Below are 18,609 nucleotides of genomic sequence, written 5' to 3' on the forward strand. Positions count from 1 at the left end.
AAGCATATGTGAAACTTATAATTAGAATAAATATCCACACTTGTTAACTTTGATTGTATCACTTTAATAGAAATAAGTAACATATTGTTTGCAGTTTCAGTTTGTTTATCTATATTTATTAGTCATTTGATATTTGCTTACCTGCTATAGCTACAAATGGAAGATATATTATTACACTTACAATTAAACATATAAGAGCTGTAACTCCACCCATAATTGAATTTGTAGATATAATTGCACCTAAGATTGGTGGTGTAGTCCACGCTGCAAGTATTGATACTTTTGGTACGAATCCTATAACAGTTAATGTATATGCTATTAATAATGACGCTATTGGAGCTAGTATAAATGGAATAAAATAAATTGGATTTAAAACTATTGGCATACCGAATATTATTGGTTCATTTATATTGAAACATCCTGGGGCTATTCCTAAGCTCGCAATTACCTTTTGCTGAGCACCTGATTTTTTACCTAAAATAAATATTGCAATCAATAAAGCAATTGTGGTTCCTGCTCCTCCCATGTTTACATATGAATCTAAAAATTGACTGTTTAATATATATTCAGGTGCTAGCCCATTTTTTACTGCATCTGTATTAGCTAGAAGCAATGGTAGTAATAATGCATTTATAACTGGTGCAAGTATATTTGAACCATGTAAACCAAAGAACCATAATAATTGTACTAAAAAAACTATTACAAGTACTCCACCTAAACTTCCTGCAATACCTTGTAGTGGTTTTTGTAATGTAAAGAATAAAGCTTGATGTATATCAGGTACACTCATAAACATAAATAATTCCTTAATTCCTGCCGCCAATGCTAGAACTATAATCGATGGTAATAAAGCTGCGAAAGATTTTGAAACTGCTGGTGGTACTCCATTAGGCATTTTTATTACAAGTCTAGGATTACCTATTAATTTCACAAAAATCTCGGTAGCTATCAATGCTACTATTAACGAAATAAATAGACCTTGAGCGCCTAAAAATGTCATTGGTAATGCTCCATCCTGAGTTGTTGAATATAATATAATTGATGCTGCAACTGATACTATTCCTGCTGCTAATCCATCCTTATTATAAGACCTCGCTAAATGATATGATATGGTGAAAACAACCAATACTGACATAATTGCAAAGGATCCAGTCCAAACAGCTCCTCCCCAGTTTTTCCAAGAGGCTGGGAGCAGCCAATTCATAAAATTTTGATACCACTCAAAACCCAAATTGTTAAATAAAACTGCAAAAGCTCCTGCCATAATAATAGGCATAATTGTAGCAAATCCATCACGAATTGCTACTAAGTGTCTTTGTGATCCAATCCTCGATGCGATTGGTACAAAATGTTCTTCCATCCATTCAAAAAACTTATTCATAATTAAATTTTCCCCCTTTTATTTAGAAATATTTAAATTAAAACCAAAGCTCATCCATGGCTCTATATAGTCGAGTAAAAACATTTCTTCATCGACTATCTTGCCTACTACATTTGTTTTGCCAGTGTTCTTCATATCTTTCAGAGCAACTTGAAGCTCACCTGCATACCTAGTGTACAAATCCGAATCTATTAATATATCACCTCTTTTAATATCTGGAGTATTAACTGCTGGGAAGCTTTCACCTTTATACTTAACCCTACTTTGAGTTGATCTTAGCATATATTCTGAAACATCCCCCCTATTGTAGTGGAACTCTTCCAGAATAATTTTCTTATCTAATTTAGATGCACTTCCAGCCAATTCCACCTTAAAAGTTATCTTTTCTTTATTTAATTCACTTAATAATTTAAGCTCATCCTCAGACGCAAATTGATTTGCTATTATTACATCATCAATTAATCCTGTTATTAATAAATGCTTAGCTTGTACATCTATAGGCAGATTTCTATGCATTTCTAGTGTGCATAAACCTTCTGAAACTGGCCAAGGACCATACTCTGCTCTTTGTGAATTTATAAAGGCTGCAGTATTTAATCCCAGTTCTCTAAATTGTTTTGAACATTTAATAAAATGTTCAAGTGAAAGACCTGTATATATGTGAGGATAGAAATTATGGCATCCATACAAATTATTAATATTGGCTTTATAAGACAAAATATTATTAATGTACTTAGTTCCATTACTCATGTTTAGTTCTACTTTTAGTCCATATTCATTAAAACTCATAATAGCTTCTTCTTGCCCGCTAAAACCAATATCAAGCCTTATTCCATCGAGTCCAATTTCATTAAATATCTTTAGGTGATATATTGATGCATTTAGTTTCTTAAATACTGTAGGGTCCAAATCTGCTATAACTTCCATATTTTCTTCTTTTGCTGCTTCCGTAACTTTTTTAAAGTCATTTACTATATCATCTAAATCTCTATCTCCAACTGAAATCAAGCATGTAAATATTCTTCTAAATCCATATCTTCCAGCTAGATGTATATATTCAATTATTTCTTCTATGTTATTCTCATTTGGATAAACTGAAATCCCTAATCTTTTCATATCCTTCTACACCTCACTTTCATCCTTAATCTTATTCATATAGTAAGCTCCTATTGTCGGTGAAATTTCCTCATCTACGAACTCTTCGACAACTATTTTTTCTTTGATATAATCTTCAAAGGCCTTTCTAACTACTTTTGCCTTTTTAATAACGCCTCCAACTAGCGCAATAGAGCAGCTTTTAAAGCCTAATTTTTTATACACATTGCTGACTGTCTTCGCCAGTTCTATTCCCTCATTAGTTAGTATTTCATATGCTATCTCATCCCCTGACTCACCTAGCCTTGCAACTATTTCTGCTAATGATGCAATTTTATCTTTAGTAGATGAATATACAAATCTTGTTATTTCATCAACTGAACTAATCTGCAATTTATTCATAATTTCTCTACTTAATTCAGATGGAGACAAATCATTTTCTTCTTCAAATATCATTCTCTTTATAGCGTCTATCGCAATTTTATATCCGCTGCCTTCATCTCCTAACAGGTTTCCCCATCCCCCGCATCTTGCAGTTAAATTATTATTAACTCCAAATGCTACCGAACCAGTACCAGCTATAACTAATATTCCATCTTTCCCTTTGAGCATAGCCTTAAGGGCTATTTCAGAATCATGCATAACTACACTTTCAATTCCTAACCTATCTTTTATATTTTCTCTTATTATTGCTGCATTATTTCCAACTTCTGATCCTGAGATGCCTAGATATACGCCACAAAGCTCATGATTTTCTAATTCATCTATTATTTCTTTTATAGCAGTTATTATATTTTCTAAAGCCTTTTCCTTATTATTTAACAAGTTCGCAAAACCTTTTATTGAAGTTCTTATAGCTTTTCCAGCTAAATCATAGGCTGTAGCTTCTGTTTTTGTTCCTCCGCCATCAACACCTATAACATATTTCATATCATAACCACCTTCTTCTTAAAATAAGAAATACATAAACTCTATCTTTTACGTAATTCTTCATGTATCTCTATAATTTCAGATGCAAGATATTTTAATGTCATACTTGTCATTAAATGATCTTGTGCATGTACCATAAGTAATGAAACTTCCGTTTTTTCTCCAGATGCTTCTTTTTGAATTAAGCTTGTTTGAACATTATGCGCCTCAGAAAGCTCAGCAGAAGCTTTTTCTATTAGTTCTTTAGCTTCATCAATCTCTCCCTTTTTCGCACATTGAATTGCTTCCATAGAATAACTTCTAACTTCCCCACTATGCACTATAAGATTCATTATTATTTCTTCCATTATGTTTTGCTCCTTTTAACTACTTATTTTTTATTAGTTCCAAAGCTCTTTCTAAAACTTTTTCCCCATTCATTGTTCCATAGTGAACTGTATTTATAACTTCTACTTCTATGTTTTTATCCACTAGACTCTTTTTGAACTTTGTAAGTAAAAATCTAACTTGTGGCCCTAATAATAAAACATCAGCATTATCTATATAATCTTTCACTTCTGATTCTCCAACAGCCTGTATACTACACTCTATTCCTTTTTCATCTGCTGCCTTCTGCATTTTTGAAACTAGCAAGCTTGTAGACATTCCAGCCGAGCAAACTAATAATATATTTTTCATAAAAAACCTCCTCTACCATATCATTTATTTTTATTTTCTTTACACAAATATATTAAGCAATTGTCATGCCAATACCTATCCATCAAATAAAGAAATTTAAATGGCTTTATTTCTATAATATAGTTCTGTTTAATTGTGCAAATTTATAAAAAAAGTGTGCAATTCATTCTGCACACTTTTTTATCATTACACACTAAACTATATTTTCTTTAACCATTCTAACTATATATGCTACCTCATCATCTCCTATTTTTATATCATAAGTTTCTTCAAAAGCTTTCAATGCCTTTTTTATTTCTGAAAATTCTTTACTATTCTCTTCCTTGTAACCCTTCAAATTTTTAAATAGAATTTCTTTCCCTCCATTTTTCAGCCTATCTACAAGAAAACTCATATGAATTAACATTCCTACTTGGGCATCGTGTTGAACTTTAATTTCTAAACTTTCTTGAATTTTTTCTATTACCTCTCTAATGCAAGATACTAATTTTATGCAATTCAAATTCTTTATCTCATTTATTAGTGCTTTCTGTACTTTTAGAAAATCATATTCACAATTAATTAACTGATCTAAACAACCTATTCCTTGCTCTACAAATACGTCTTGCGCTGGTATAAATGGTACCCCTTCAATAAAAATATTCATTGTACCTACAACCGCTAATATTATATACCTTTCTTTTAATTTACTTACTTTGGCCAAAAAATCTTCCTTATCTAGGATATCTAATGGTACGATTTTCACCTTTTCAATATTCTTTAAATTAAAACTTAATCTTTCTTTTATTCTTTCTGCCGCGCCTTCTCCTGTAAAGCATGTGGTAATTATAATAAGATCCTTATCCTCCTTATAATCTTCTTTAGCTATCTGTATAGATGCTCTTCCTATATCTCTGCATGAGTTATATATTGAATCTAAATTTCTTCCATTTAATGCTTTACTTCCTGCTTCAATAACAGTTAATGTGGTTATCATATCAATAGTTTTAATTTTAATTCCTAATTCATTGCTAATAATATTTCCAAAATTAATTAATGAGCCCATATCTACTAATAACAATATGCCTTTTTCATTATTCATTTCTCTAACTTTTTCTTTAGCTTTCTCTAGCATACTTTCTGCCTTCATTGTTAAAGGCATATCCAACGCTTGTACATATTCTTCCCCTATAAGAGAATTAGCTACTTCTGCCATACTACTAGCCGTACTAATTCCATGCATCATTACTAATATGCCGACTTTTTCTTCCAATTGCTCATTACTATCATCATCACATTCCGATAAAAACATAGTTATATAACCTATTTCATCTAACGGAACATCTAAATTAAATTCCTTTTCAACTAGCTTAATTATCTCCATTGCCACACTAAATTCTTCTCTGTACTGAACTCTAATAACATTAAGCTTCGGATGATATATTTTTTTCCCTAAAGTGATTCTTTCGATACTTCCCTGTAAGTGTAGAGATAATCCAAAGAAAACTTTTTGTTCAAATTCTCTATGTAGTTTTTCAGATGCTACCGCTAACATATTCTCAACAACTGTTGCTACTTTAAAATCAACAACTTTAGCAATCTCATCCTTTTTAAAACTTTTTGATATTGTTCTAATATACTTTTTAAAATACTTTTCTAAATCAATATTTAAAATATCATTAATTCTTGATTGATCAATTCCTTTATTCTTTAGATCTTCCATTTTACTTTCTACAATGGAATAAAAACTTTTGCTTTCAGATGTTTCCTCTTGATTCACCTCGAATTCAAGCTTCTTTAATAACTTATCCTCATTAGAAAATCTTAATATATCCGTCATGTTTTTAGCTATGCTATCTATCTCTTTTCTATATTCACGAATTTTCATTAATCCCTTTTGAACTCTAGGCTGTAAATCGGCCTGATCAACTAGAATAAAATTCCCCTTGTTTACTTTATAATTTAGAAATGCTTTTGCACAAGAAAGCTGAATATCGCTTTTTAATTGACCTATGTTATTAGGACAATCATATAATAGAAATGATATTACTGCATTTTTGCTTATATATATGCTCTGTCCCAGTCTCAATGATTCTGCTATTATAAATTCATTTAAAAGATAGTATCGTTCCTCTAACTTCCTTTCACGTAAAGGTGGTAGAACGATTGTCATTGGAATTCTTCTTGTGAAGGTTTTTAATAAAAATGATTGAGGTTGTTCAGTAGTTGCAGCTATAATTTGTACTTCAGCTTTAATTTTCTTTTCCGTATCTCCTAGCTGTCTAAAATATCCTTTATCTATAAAAGTGAATAACATTTCTTGTCCTTGTGGAGATAATCTATGTATTTCATCTAAGAAAAAGATCCCACCATCAGCTTTCTTTAATAATCCTTCTTTCTCACTATCTGCTCCTGTAAAAGCTCCCTTTTTTACTCCAAATATCTGTGCTACAACCAATTGTGGATTATCTGCATAATCAGCGCAATTAAATCTAACAAAAGGCGCATTCTGATATATCATATTTGACTCTTTTGCAAAACGATACATCGCCTCAGCAAACAATGATTTTCCCACACCAGTTTCTCCTAGTATAAGAGTATGAAGCCCTCTTGGAGGGTATAATATTGCCGCTTTAGCCTGTTGTATTGGTAACTTTAATGATTGTTCCGAACCTACCAGAACCTCTAAGCTATCATTATTATTTCTTATACCATCTTGTTTATCTTTATTTAAACTTTTCTCTTGCTTTTCATCTTTAATACTGCTAAATGCAACTGGTCTTCCTTCTTTCCTAGTTACTCTATTTTCTTTATATAGCTTATTCAAATATCTGCTTATATTAGTGCGATCTAATCCCATAAATGAACCTAATTCAGCTGCTGTTATACCTCTTTTATTTTTTATTTCTAATTCAATTAGACATTTTATAACCTCATCTTCCCTTGTTGACCCTTCCATAAAATTTTCCCCCAATCATAAAATGATCTTTATTCAAATTCATTAAAAGCATAAACATAAGACACTAATATAATGTTTCTACTGACATTTATACAGACTATCAACTGGACATTACCAATTTTGTTTTTATTATATATTAATACTACCAATTTCTGCAAGTATATTTATTTTATTTAAATTTTTCCTTATTTCTCACTTCATTATGTAATTAATCTAGCGTAATCCTGATCTGCTATATTATAATATTATATGAATTTGTATATAGTATTAATGAATTTTATATGTAGACAACTCAAATAAAGTTCATTGTAATATAAATCATAATTTATAAGAAGGAGATAATCATTATGCAAGAACTAGAAACTAGAATTGTTGATATTGATGTTGAAAATACAAGAAAAACTTTACTATCAAATGGTGCTCAAAAAGTTAAAGTTGAGGATCAAATAAACGACATATATGATTTTGAAGACGGAAGACTTTTAGCAAAGAAAGGTTATGCACGTATAAGGACTGTAAATGATATGCTGAATAATAAGGTTGTTTATTTCATGACTACAAAAAAAATGTTGTCTCAAGAAAGATTTAAAGTTATGGAAGAAAATGAAGTTATAATTGACAATAAACAAATGGGAGAAGGTATATTTAAATCACTCGGACTAATACTTAAAGAGTCCAATAAAAAATATAGAGAAAGCTATAAATTGCATGATTGTTTAATTGAAATAGATATTAATGATAAAATTTTTTGTCCTTTCCCTTATTTAGAGATTGAAACTGATTCTGAAGAAAAATTAGAAAACATAGTAAAGTTACTTGGTTATACTTTAGAAGATACTACTTCTCAAACTATTTATGATATTTTATCTGAAAGAGGATTACTAAATAATACTCCTAAAGGAATATAGCATACTAGATATCTGATATTTAGTCTAGTTTATAGCCTACAGTTTATAATTACATTAATTGTAAATTCTTCATTGTTTTATAGTATTCTTAATAAATATAATGTAGAATATATATAGAGATAGGATATACTTTTAAAGATTAAAAATGTTTAGTTTATTAAATCTAAACATTTTTATTTATAAAAGGAGGACCTCATGGAGAATTATGATGAGAGCATAAAATATTTGAAATTATTAGCTAAGCAATACCCTACTATAGCAGCCGCCTCTACTGAAATAATAAATTTAGAGGCAATCTTAAACTTACCTAAAGGTACTGAGCATTTTTTAGCTGACCTTCACGGCGAATACGAACCTTTCGTCCATGTATTAAAAAATGGTTCTGGTGCTGTAAAAATAAAGATTCAAGATGTTTTTGGGAACTCTTTGATGGATTGCGAGAAAAAAAGTCTGGCTACATTAGTATACTACCCTGAACAAAAACTAGAAATTGTTCAAAAGGAAGAGAAAGATATAAACGATTGGTATAGGATTAATTTATATAGGCTAATTGAATTATGCAGACATGTATCTTCAAAATATACAAGATCTAAAGTGAGAAAAGCTCTTCCTAAAGATTTTAGTTATATTATTGAGGAATTACTACACGAAGAATCCGAAAATCATGACAAACAAGGTTATTATGATGGAATTATAAAGACTATCATAGAGATTGAAAGAGCACCCGAGTTTATAGTGGCCTTATCAAATTTAATTCAAAGATTGGTAATAGATAGATTGCACATAATTGGAGATATCTATGATAGAGGTCCAAGACCTGATATCATAATTGATACGCTTATTGATTATCACTCAGTGGATATACAATGGGGTAATCATGATATTCTATGGATGGGAGCTGCCGCGGGAAATGCTACATGTATAGCAAATGTTTTGAGAATTGCAGCTAGATATTCAAATTTAGATGTTATTGAAGATATTTATGGAATAAATTTATTACCTCTTGCAACCTTTGCCCTTAAACATTACAAGGATGATAATTGTAATGCTTTTATCCCTAAGAATAATGATGAAGCAAGCGTCTATGGAACTTCTGAAATAGAGCTAATTTCAAAAATGCATAAAGCAATAACTATTATTCAGTTTAAACTTGAGTATGAAATAATAAAAAGAAGACCTGAATTCAATATGAATCATAGATTACTCCTTGACAAAATTAACTATAGCGATGAAACTATAACCTTAAATAATGTTACTTATGAACTCAATGATATAAATTTCCCTACAATTAACACTAATAAACCTTTTGAGCTTACCTGCGACGAAAGAAAATTAATGGATAAGCTGAAAAGTTCATTTGTAAATAGCGATAAGCTGCAAAAGCATGTTTTGTTCCTATTTAATAAAGGACGAATCTATCTAACTTATAACTCTAATCTTTTATTTCATGGATGCATTCCTTTAAATAAAGATAAGACCTTTAAAAGTATGATAATAAATGGTGAAGAATATAGAGGAAAAAGGCTTCTCGATAAATTCGACTCTTTAGCTAGAGAGGGATATTTTAATAATAGAGGCAGTGAAGAAAAGTTATATGGTATGGACATAATGTGGTACTTATGGACTGGCGCCTGCTCCTCTTTATTTGGAAAAGAAGACATGACTACATTTGAAAGATATTTTATTAAAGATAAAAGCACTCATAAGGAAAAGAAAAATCCTTATTACGACTTTAGAGACTCTGAAGAAATGTGTAATTTGATTTTTAAAGAATTTGGTTTAGAGCCAACTGAATCAAAGATAATAAATGGACATGTTCCAGTAAAAAATAAGTTTGGTGAAAATCCAATAAAATGCAATGGAAAATTAATTGTAATTGATGGCGGCTTTGCAAAAGCTTATAGAAGTCAAACAGGCTTAGCTGGCTATACTTTAACTTACAATTCATATGGTTTACAGCTTATATCTCATCAACCATTTAAATCACTTGAAGATGCATTCAGTAAAGAAACAGATATTTTATCCTCAAGGCAAATTGTTGAAAAGACAGATAGAAAAAAAGTTGGGGATACCGATATTGGTAAAGAACTTAAAAACCAAATTAAAGATTTAAAATTATTACTCAGAGCTTACAGAAAAGGCTTAATAAACGAGGAACAATAAATACGGTATGGTGAAGAACTTAAAGTAATGCGATGAACAACCGAAAGAGAATACATATATGTTCCGCAGGGCTGTGAAAAATTTCGCTGAGCATATCTAAATAAAAAGTTGCACCACTCCTGCATGCTCCTGTGCCAAGCACAGGACAAGCAAGAGTGGAACAACTTTCTATTAAGATATGCAGCAGCTTATTTTTCAATGCCTGCTTCACATATATGTATTCTCTTTCTTTGTATCGCAATTACTTTAAGTATCTTGCACATAGAACCCAAAGAAATATATAAATACTTGCCTAAGTATGCTGTGCTTTAAAATTACACTAAACAAAGAAATGGAATATATGTTTTTGCGAAGTGTTCATTAGAAGATTTTGCTGGTCGTGATTCTTAGAATATAAGTTGTTCCAAATATGCTAGTTCAAATCTTGTATTTGAGGCTAGCATTTTGGGCACAACTTATATTCTTAGAATCTCCCGGCAAAATCTTCAAGGAACCGGAGCAAACACATATATTCCATTTCGGTTATTTAGTATAATCCAAAAATCTATTTAATGCTTACAGTTCTAAACTCAATTCTATCGCTTCTATGGTGTGCTTTTGAGTATTCAAAAGGCTGACCATTGTCTAAGAATCCTACTTGTTCAACCTCTAATATTGGGAAATTACTATCTATCTCTAGCCATTTTTGCTCTAATTCACTAGGTAAAATTGCCCTAATTAATCTATGTGCACTCTTTATTTTAAACCCAAGATCGTTCTCAATATAACCGTAAATTGACTTTAATAAAACATCCTTCTTCATTCCTGGTACAAGACCTATCGGCATATATGTATAATCTATTACATATGGTTCACCATCTGCAAATCTAGCCCTTACGACATAGTAAACAAAGTCATCACATGTAATTTTTAGTTTTGTTGTAATTTCCTCTGTTGGATGAACCACCTCAAATTTTATAACTTCAGATGTCACTTTTCTATCTTTATGATTTTCAGAAAACCCTTCAAATTGTCTTGCTAAGCTTAATTCTTGAACATCGTTATCATCAAGTGCCTTTACAAAAGTTCCTGATCCTCTTCTTTTTATTACTAACCCTTGAAATACAAGTTCATCGACAGCTTTTTTTATTGTAATTCTACTAACCCCATAATATTCGCACATTTCTTTTTCTAACGGTAGCTGCTCATTAGGATTATATTTACCGCTTAATATTCCGTTCCTTATGTCTTCAGCTATTTCTTCATATTTCGCCATTATGCTTTCCGCCCCTTCTTACAACATACCTTATTTATACATTGATTATATCATTTATATCCCTTATTATATACATAAATCTACTTATTTTTCAACTTTATAAGTTTTATATGTAATATCTTAATTTTATTATAATCCAATAAAAATAACTTCTCTGCTAAATGTTATGTATAATAAAAAAGCTATATCAAAATAATTTAATATTTTGATATAACTTTTGAATTCTACTTCTGATGTAATTTAATTATAAGCTTTTTCTATTTAATTGCATTCGCCATTTCTTCATCAATTATTACAGTTACATCCTTATGCATTTGTAGTACTGATGCCGGATTATGTGTTGTTATATTTCCATTTAATAATCCTTTTACGGCATCAACTTTGTCCTGGCCCTTTACTAATAATAATATTTTCTTTGATTTCATTATTTGTCCAATTCCCATAGATAAAGCCTTTGTAGGCACTTCATCTTTTGAATTGAAGAATCTAGCGTTTGCTTCAATAGTACTTTCAGCTAAATTAGTTACATGAGTGCCTTCAATTAAAAAGTCACTTGGCTCATTGAATGCAATATGCCCATTTCCGCCAATGCCAAGAATTTGTATATCAATTCCACCTAATTCTTCTATTTTTTTATCATAGCTTTTAGCTTCCTCATCTAAATCTTTTGCTAAACCATTTGGAACAAAAGTATTAGACTTGTTTATATTTATATGATTAAATAGGTGCTCATTCATAAAATATCTATAACTTTGAGTATCCTCTTCTCCAAGTCCAACATACTCATCTAAATTTACAGTCTTCACATTAGAGAAATCTATTTCATCATTTTTATTCATTTCTATAAGTTCCTGATATAATCCAACAGGGGTGCTTCCTGTTGCAAGTCCTAAGATGGCATTTGATTTTTCAGTAATAACATCTTTAAATATCTTTGCTGCAACTTCGCTCATTTCTTCATAATTTTTAACTACTAGTAACTTCATTGTTAATACTCCCCTTTATCTTTAATTTTTCAAACAAACTCTATATCTATATTTATCTCCTCTAGCAATTGTAATTGTATATTCAATAATATCAGTCTGCTCATATGCTATTCTTTCAAATTTAAGTCCCGCTTGTCCTTGTGGAACCTCAAGGTAGACACTTTCAAGTTTATTTATCAGAACACTTTCTATGACTTCCTCAGCAGACGTAATATATGCATCGAAAGAACTTTTAAATATCTCATATAAAGGATTGCCCTCAATCATTTCTTTTGCAAGACCTTTGAATCTTTCATATGGTAAATACGTAATTTCATATATCATTGGTATATCATCGGCAATTCTTATTCTTGATATTTTAAATGCAAGTTCATTCTCTTCTATTTTTAGTTTTCCAGCTATTTTGGTGCTGGCTTCTATAACCTCAAAATTTAATAACCTAGAAGTAGGATTCTTTCCATGCTTCTTCATCTCCTCTGTAAAAGAAGAAACCTTAATCAAATCTTGCTCAACTACCTTAGGAGAAATAAAATTTCCCTTTCCTTGAACTTTATAAATATATTTGTTTTTTTCTAATTCGTCTAAGGCTTCTCTTACAGTAGTTCTACTAAGGCCATATTTTTTACAAATTTCTCTTTCTGAATCTAATTTGTCATTTTCTTTCATATGATTTTCTATTTGATCAATAAGAATATTCATTAATTGAATATATAAAGGAGTATTAGAATTTTTGTTTATTGTATTCATAAGTGCACCTCTTTTAGTTCTAGCAGTTTATTACCAATTATACTATTTCTCTGTACAAAAGAAAATATAAATAAGCTAATATATGATACAAATCAACACTCCTGCATATAAATTCAAAATAACAAATTCATTTAGTGGTAACTACCACTTTAACAAAAGTATAATTTATTCTTTTAAATATGTCAATATACACTTGAAAAATTCTTTAATAATGCATTATACTAGATATAAGAAACTGATAATATCCACTTATATATTATAATTTTTTTAGGAGAGCGATAATATGTTAATAAAAAACTGTAATATTATTTATTTAGATAAAATAGAAACTGGCTCTATACTTATTGAAAATGGCTGCATAAAGGAGATTAATCCTACCAATTGTTCTGATGAAAATATACTTGATGCAAAAGGCTTATATATTTCACCTGGATTTATTGATGTGCATATACATGGTGCAGGAGGCTGCGACACAATGGACGGTACCAGTGAATCAATCAATACCATTTCTAAAACTATAGTTGAACATGGAACAACTTCTTTCACTCCTACAACCATGACTGTTTCTATAGACGATATAAGAAAATCTCTGGATGCAATTAAAAATGTTAAGGTAAAAGGCGAAGGGGGAGCTCATGTCCTTGGAGTTCATTTAGAAGGTCCATTTGTAAGTCCAAAAGCAATTGGAGCGCAAAACCCAAATTATATTTTAACTCCATCTATTTCAACATATAATGAAATAGTTAAAGACTATGAAGATATTATTGTATCAATAACACTAGCTCCAGAAGTCGAAGGTGCAAAAGAACTTATTAAGTATCTGTCTTCAAAGGGTATAGTTTGCTCACTGGGTCATACCAGCGCGACTTATGAAGAGGCTATAGAAGCTATTGAATGTGGTGCTTGTCACTCTACTCACCTTTTTAATGCTATGACACCTTTAAATCACAGAAACCCTGGTGTAGTTGGTGCTATATTTGATAGTAATATAACAACTGAAACAATTTCAGATGGAGTTCATATTTCTTATCCAGTTTTAAGAATTGCGTATAAACAAAAAGGTACTGATAATGTTTTATTAATATCTGATGCAATGATGGCTTGCTGCATGCCTAATGGCGACTATTCACTAGGAGGTCAGGATGTTGTTGTAAATAATGGTGAAGCACGCCTAAGGAATGGCGCTTTAGCTGGTTCCGTCCTTACTCTTGATAAAGCAATTAGAAATGTATATAAAAATTCTGATCTTCCACTTTATGAAGTAATAAAAATGGCTTCTTATAATGGTGCTAAACACTGTAAAGTTCATGATCATAAAGGACAGATTAAGGAAGGTTATGATGCAGATTTGATTTTGTTTGATGATGATATAAATATCAAGAAAGTATTTATCTTAGGAAAAGAAGTATATTCTAAGTAATAAAATATCATGCATTTGTTCTTGCTATAAGGGTTGTAAAGCACTTAAAGTGAAGCAATAAACAACCGAAATAGAATACATATATGTTCTGCAGGACTGTGAAAAATTTCGCTGGTGATATCTAAACGGAAAGTTGCACCACTTCTGCGTGTTCCTGTGACAAGCACAGGACAAGCAAAAGTGGAACAACTTCCCATTAAGATATTCTAGCAGCTTATTTTTCAATGCCTGACTCCACATATATGTATTCTATTTCTTTGTTTTGCTATAACTTTAATTATTTCACATATACATAACAAAGAATATATGAGTATTGTATTATAAATATATAAACTGTATGAAAAGTCTTGAATATCCATCCATTAAAGGTATTATAACCAGATATATATAAAAATACTTGTATAAATATATTGCTATTTAAGCTTACTATTAAACAAAGAAATGGAATATATGTTTTTGCGCAGTGTTCATAAGGAGATTTTACTGGTCGTGATTCTTAGAATATAAGTTGTTCCAAATGTGCTTGTTCAAAAGCATAGTCTTTGAAGCAAGCACTTTGGATGCAACTTATGTTCTTAGAATCACCCAGTAAAATCTTCTAAGAACCGAAGCAAACACATATATTCCATTTCGGTTGCTTAGAAGTAAACTATAAATAACCTCTAATGCAAGTATTTTTATATTTCGGATGCTTCACAATACCTTTATATCTCACAATTTGCTATTGCTTTTCTCTTTGAAGATAATTACATAATGAACCTAATTTGTTAGCATCATTTCCAAATACACATGTTTTTAGAACTGGTTTTATTGTCCCTTCCAAGTCACTATTCATAAGCGCATCCAATCTCTTGTTTATTTCATCAACATATTCTGGCCTTTCGCTTATAGCCCCACCTAAAATAATAACTTCTGGATCATAAGTATATTGAATATTGTATATTCCTACTGCCATAATGAAATAGTACTTATTCACTTCATTAATTGCTATTTCATCACCTTTATTACATAGGTCAAAAACTTGAACACCATCAAGACTTCCTTCTTCTAGTCCTTTTAATTTTGCAACCTTTCTTGCTAATGCTGTAGTAGATCCTGCTTGACTCCAGCTTGTGAATTTAGGTTCTCCATCTAACTCACATGTTATTGAGCAATAACCAAATTCTCCTCCATGCTTATGAATTCCGCCATGAATCTTCTTATCTTTAACTATAGCTCCACCTATTCCTGATCCACATACAACAAATGCTAAATCCTTATTGTCCTTTCCAGCACCAAGCCAGCACTCTCCAAGAGCTGCACAATTCGCATCATTTTCAAGCTCTGCATCCAAACCTGTAGCTTCTTTTAAAATTTCTTTAAAATTAGGTCCGTGTATATATGGAATAGCACTTATACCTCCAATTACTCCAGTTTCACTGTCCACCGCCCCTGGAGCACTTATTGCAATTCCTTTAACATCATATTTATCTTTCATTTCGTTAGTTGTTTTTGCTAATTCTGAAAAAAACTCTTCTCTATTACTTGAAACATTGAATTTACCACTTTCTACAAAACTACCATCTTCATTAATTACAGACCACTTAACAGCACTTCCACCGATATCAAAAACCATGAATTTTCTCATCTAAATCACCTCTATATCAAAATTTACTTATATAATCTTTCTATTTCTCTCTTTGCAAATAGTTATATAATGCTCCAAGCTTATTCGCATCGTTTCCAAATTTGCACCTTTTAATAACTGGTCTTATTGTTCCTTCTAAGTCGCTATTCATCATAATATCAAGTCTTCTATTTATTTCTTCTAAGTATTCTGTTCTTTCACTTATTGCTCCACCCAATATAATAACCTCCGGATCAAAGATATACTGAATATTGTATATGCCCACTGCCATTGTAAAATAATATTTATTTACTTCCTGAATCGCAATTTCATCGCCTTTACTGCACATTTCAAAGACTTCAATTCCATTAATGCTATCTTCATCTAAACCTTTTAGCTGAGCAACATTTCTTGCTAATGCTATAGTAGATCCTGAATGACTCCAATTTGTTGCTTTAGTTTTATCTAAATCGAAATTTATTGAGCAATAACCAAATTCTCCACCATGCTTATGCACTCCAACATGGACTTTTTTATCCTTAACTATAGCCCCGCCTATTCCTGTTCCACAAACTACAAATGCTAAATCATTATTATCTTTACCTGCTCCAAGCCAGCACTCTCCAAGTGCTGCGCAATTAGCATCATTTTCAAGTTCTACATTCAAATTTGTAGCCTTACCTATTATTTCTTTAAAATTTGGTCCGTGTATGTAAGGTATAGCAGTTATTCCGCCAATTAATCCTGTATCACTATCTACAGCCCCTGGCGCACTTATTGCAACACCTTTAACATCATACTTTAATTTCATTTTATCTGTTATATTTGTTATTTCATCAAAAAACTCTTCTGCTGTTTCAGGGCAGGTAAACTTATCACTTTCTTTAAAATCACCTGCTTCATCTATTACAGACCACTTAGTAGAAGTTCCACCTACATCAAAAACCATAAAATTTCTCATTTATGATCCTCCTTATATAATTCAAATAGCCGTCTCAAATTTTAACTTTTGAGACAGCTTATTATTTATTAATTACTGATTTTCAACTAGAATCCGTTGTTTTCTACAACTTCTTTAATCCATCTTCCTGATTTCTTAATAGTTTTCTTTTGAGTTGCTAAATCTACAGCAATAAACCCGTATCTGTTTTTATATGCATTACTCCATGACCAGCAATCAATAGGAGTCCATGTATGATATCCAAAACAGTTAGATCCTTCGCTTATGCCTTTATGAAGATACTCTAAATGTTCTTTATAGAAATCTATTCTGTAATCATCTTCTATTATACCGTCAGCATTTATATATTTTTCTTCGCCTTCAACACCCATGCCATTTTCAGAGATATACCAAGGAATATTGTTATAATTATCTCTTATATTTATCGCAATGTCATACATACACTCTGGATATATCTCCCATCCTCTGTATGGATTCATTCTTCTTCCTGGCATTTCGTAATTATCGAAGTATTTGTCTGGCATCCAGCCTTTTGATTCATCTAATAGTGATTCTTTAGCTTTAACTCTTCTAGGTTGGTAGTAGTTTACTCCTAAGAAATCAACTGTATTGTTTTTAATTATTTCTAATTCTTCTTCTGTTGATTCCCACATTACATTATCTTTCTCTAATATTTCAAGAAGTATTTCTGGAAAATGTCCTTTAATTGCAGGGTCTAAGAATGAAGTATTAAAGAAACTATCCCCTATTTGAGCTGCTCTTACATCTTCTTCACTGTTTGATCTTGGATATGCAGGTGTTAAATTAAGAACTATTCCTATTTTTCCACCATCTTTATCACATCCCATAGCTCTAAATTCTTCTATAACTTTTGCTGATGCTAAATTTAAATTATATAATACTTGTACAGCTTTTTTACCATCAACTAATTTTGGATAGTGAAATTGATATAAATATTCTCCTTCAACTACAACTATAGGTTCATTAAATGTAGTCCAATACTTAACTCTATCACCAAACAGCTCAAAGCACTTTTTTGCAAATACTACAAATAAATCTACTACATGTTTAGATTCCCATCCACCATATTGATCATATAACTCAACCGGTAAATCAAAATGATGTAAATTCATAACTGGAAGAAGTCCATTTTCAATACATTCATCAATTACCTCATTGTAGAATCTAACTCCATCTTCATCAACTTCTCCAGTTTCAAAATCTTTTATAAGTCTTGTCCATTGAATTGATGTTCTAAAACTATTTAATCCTGTTTCTTTAACTAATGCTAAGTCATCTTTATGGCTATTATAGAAATTTGAAGCTACATTAGGACCAACTCCGTCAAAAAATGCTTCTGGCTCTATGTCAAACCAATGATCAAATACGCTATCATGTTTTTTATTAAATCTTCCTTCACTTTGAGGACCTGATGTTGCTGACCCCCACCAAAAATTTTCTGGAAATTTAAATTGTATACTCATATTATGCCTCCTAGATTTCTTTATTTTAATTATGTTGTTTTTATAAACTATTGTATA

At 30.8% G+C, this 18,609-nt stretch carries 15 protein-coding genes; 3 read left to right on the forward strand and 12 right to left on the reverse strand.

Annotation, left to right across the window (positions count from 1 at the left end; genetic code table 11):
- Positions 1-118: 118 nt before the first annotated feature.
- From D2A34_RS03365 to D2A34_RS03390, 6 genes are all read right to left on the reverse strand, one after another.
- Complete coding sequence (locus tag D2A34_RS03365) at positions 119-1,381, reverse strand: PTS sugar transporter subunit IIC (RefSeq protein WP_119365702.1); 1,263 nt, start codon at positions 1,379-1,381, stop codon at positions 119-121.
- Between the two features lie 18 nt (positions 1,382-1,399).
- On the reverse strand, positions 1,400-2,497 hold the full coding sequence (locus D2A34_RS03370) for a DUF871 domain-containing protein (RefSeq protein ID WP_119365703.1): 1,098 nt from the start codon (positions 2,495-2,497) through the stop codon (positions 1,400-1,402).
- A gap of 6 nt (positions 2,498-2,503) precedes the next feature.
- Positions 2,504-3,406, reverse strand: a complete 903-nt coding sequence (locus D2A34_RS03375) for an N-acetylglucosamine kinase (RefSeq protein ID WP_119365704.1) — start codon at positions 3,404-3,406, stop codon at positions 2,504-2,506.
- 41 nt (positions 3,407-3,447) lie between these two features.
- A complete protein-coding gene (locus D2A34_RS03380; RefSeq protein ID WP_119365705.1) occupies positions 3,448-3,753 on the reverse strand; it encodes a PTS sugar transporter subunit IIA in 306 nt (101 codons plus the stop codon).
- 19 nt (positions 3,754-3,772) lie between these two features.
- Entirely contained in the window at positions 3,773-4,084 is a 312-nt protein-coding gene (locus D2A34_RS03385; RefSeq protein WP_119365706.1) for a PTS sugar transporter subunit IIB, read from the reverse strand.
- 193 nt (positions 4,085-4,277) lie between these two features.
- The gene (locus tag D2A34_RS03390; protein ID WP_119365707.1) at positions 4,278-7,022 is read right to left on the reverse strand and encodes a sigma-54-dependent transcriptional regulator; all 2,745 of its coding nucleotides are present in this window, start codon (positions 7,020-7,022) and stop codon (positions 4,278-4,280) included.
- Positions 7,023-7,369: 347 nt separating this feature from the next.
- Between D2A34_RS03390 and D2A34_RS03395 the strand changes: the two genes are divergently transcribed.
- Both D2A34_RS03395 and D2A34_RS03400 read left to right on the forward strand, forming a co-directional pair.
- Positions 7,370-7,930: a class IV adenylate cyclase gene (locus D2A34_RS03395; RefSeq protein ID WP_079439389.1), complete on the forward strand. Its 561-nt coding sequence runs from the start codon at positions 7,370-7,372 to the stop codon at positions 7,928-7,930.
- 195 nt (positions 7,931-8,125) lie between these two features.
- Positions 8,126-10,093: a fructose-1,6-bisphosphatase gene (locus D2A34_RS03400; protein ID WP_119365708.1), complete on the forward strand. Its 1,968-nt coding sequence runs from the start codon at positions 8,126-8,128 to the stop codon at positions 10,091-10,093.
- Positions 10,094-10,637: 544 nt separating this feature from the next.
- Here the strand turns inward: D2A34_RS03400 and D2A34_RS03405 are convergent.
- The 3 genes from D2A34_RS03405 to D2A34_RS03415 form a co-directional block, all read right to left on the reverse strand.
- Complete coding sequence (locus tag D2A34_RS03405) at positions 10,638-11,348, reverse strand: GntR family transcriptional regulator (RefSeq protein ID WP_119365709.1); 711 nt, start codon at positions 11,346-11,348, stop codon at positions 10,638-10,640.
- 257 nt (positions 11,349-11,605) lie between these two features.
- Entirely contained in the window at positions 11,606-12,334 is a 729-nt protein-coding gene (gene nagB / locus D2A34_RS03410) for a glucosamine-6-phosphate deaminase (RefSeq protein WP_119365710.1), read from the reverse strand.
- A 21-nt stretch (positions 12,335-12,355) separates the two neighbouring features.
- A complete protein-coding gene (locus D2A34_RS03415; RefSeq protein WP_119365711.1) occupies positions 12,356-13,081 on the reverse strand; it encodes a GntR family transcriptional regulator in 726 nt (241 codons plus the stop codon).
- 283 nt (positions 13,082-13,364) lie between these two features.
- Between D2A34_RS03415 and nagA the strand changes: the two genes are divergently transcribed.
- On the forward strand, positions 13,365-14,501 hold the full coding sequence (gene nagA, locus D2A34_RS03420) for an N-acetylglucosamine-6-phosphate deacetylase (RefSeq protein ID WP_119365712.1): 1,137 nt from the start codon (positions 13,365-13,367) through the stop codon (positions 14,499-14,501).
- 721 nt (positions 14,502-15,222) lie between these two features.
- On the opposite strand, the gene D2A34_RS03425 is transcribed toward nagA, so the two are convergent.
- From D2A34_RS03425 to D2A34_RS03435, 3 genes are all read right to left on the reverse strand, one after another.
- Positions 15,223-16,128, reverse strand: a complete 906-nt coding sequence (locus tag D2A34_RS03425; protein WP_119365713.1) for an ROK family protein — start codon at positions 16,126-16,128, stop codon at positions 15,223-15,225.
- A gap of 40 nt (positions 16,129-16,168) precedes the next feature.
- On the reverse strand, positions 16,169-17,068 hold the full coding sequence (locus D2A34_RS03430; protein ID WP_119365714.1) for an ROK family protein: 900 nt from the start codon (positions 17,066-17,068) through the stop codon (positions 16,169-16,171).
- A gap of 86 nt (positions 17,069-17,154) precedes the next feature.
- Positions 17,155-18,552: a glycoside hydrolase family 1 protein gene (locus D2A34_RS03435; protein ID WP_119365715.1), complete on the reverse strand. Its 1,398-nt coding sequence runs from the start codon at positions 18,550-18,552 to the stop codon at positions 17,155-17,157.
- Positions 18,553-18,609: the final 57 nt, after the last annotated feature.

Source organism: Clostridium chromiireducens (genome assembly GCF_003575225.1).
Classification (GTDB): Bacteria; Bacillota; Clostridia; order Clostridiales; family Clostridiaceae; genus Clostridium; species Clostridium chromiireducens.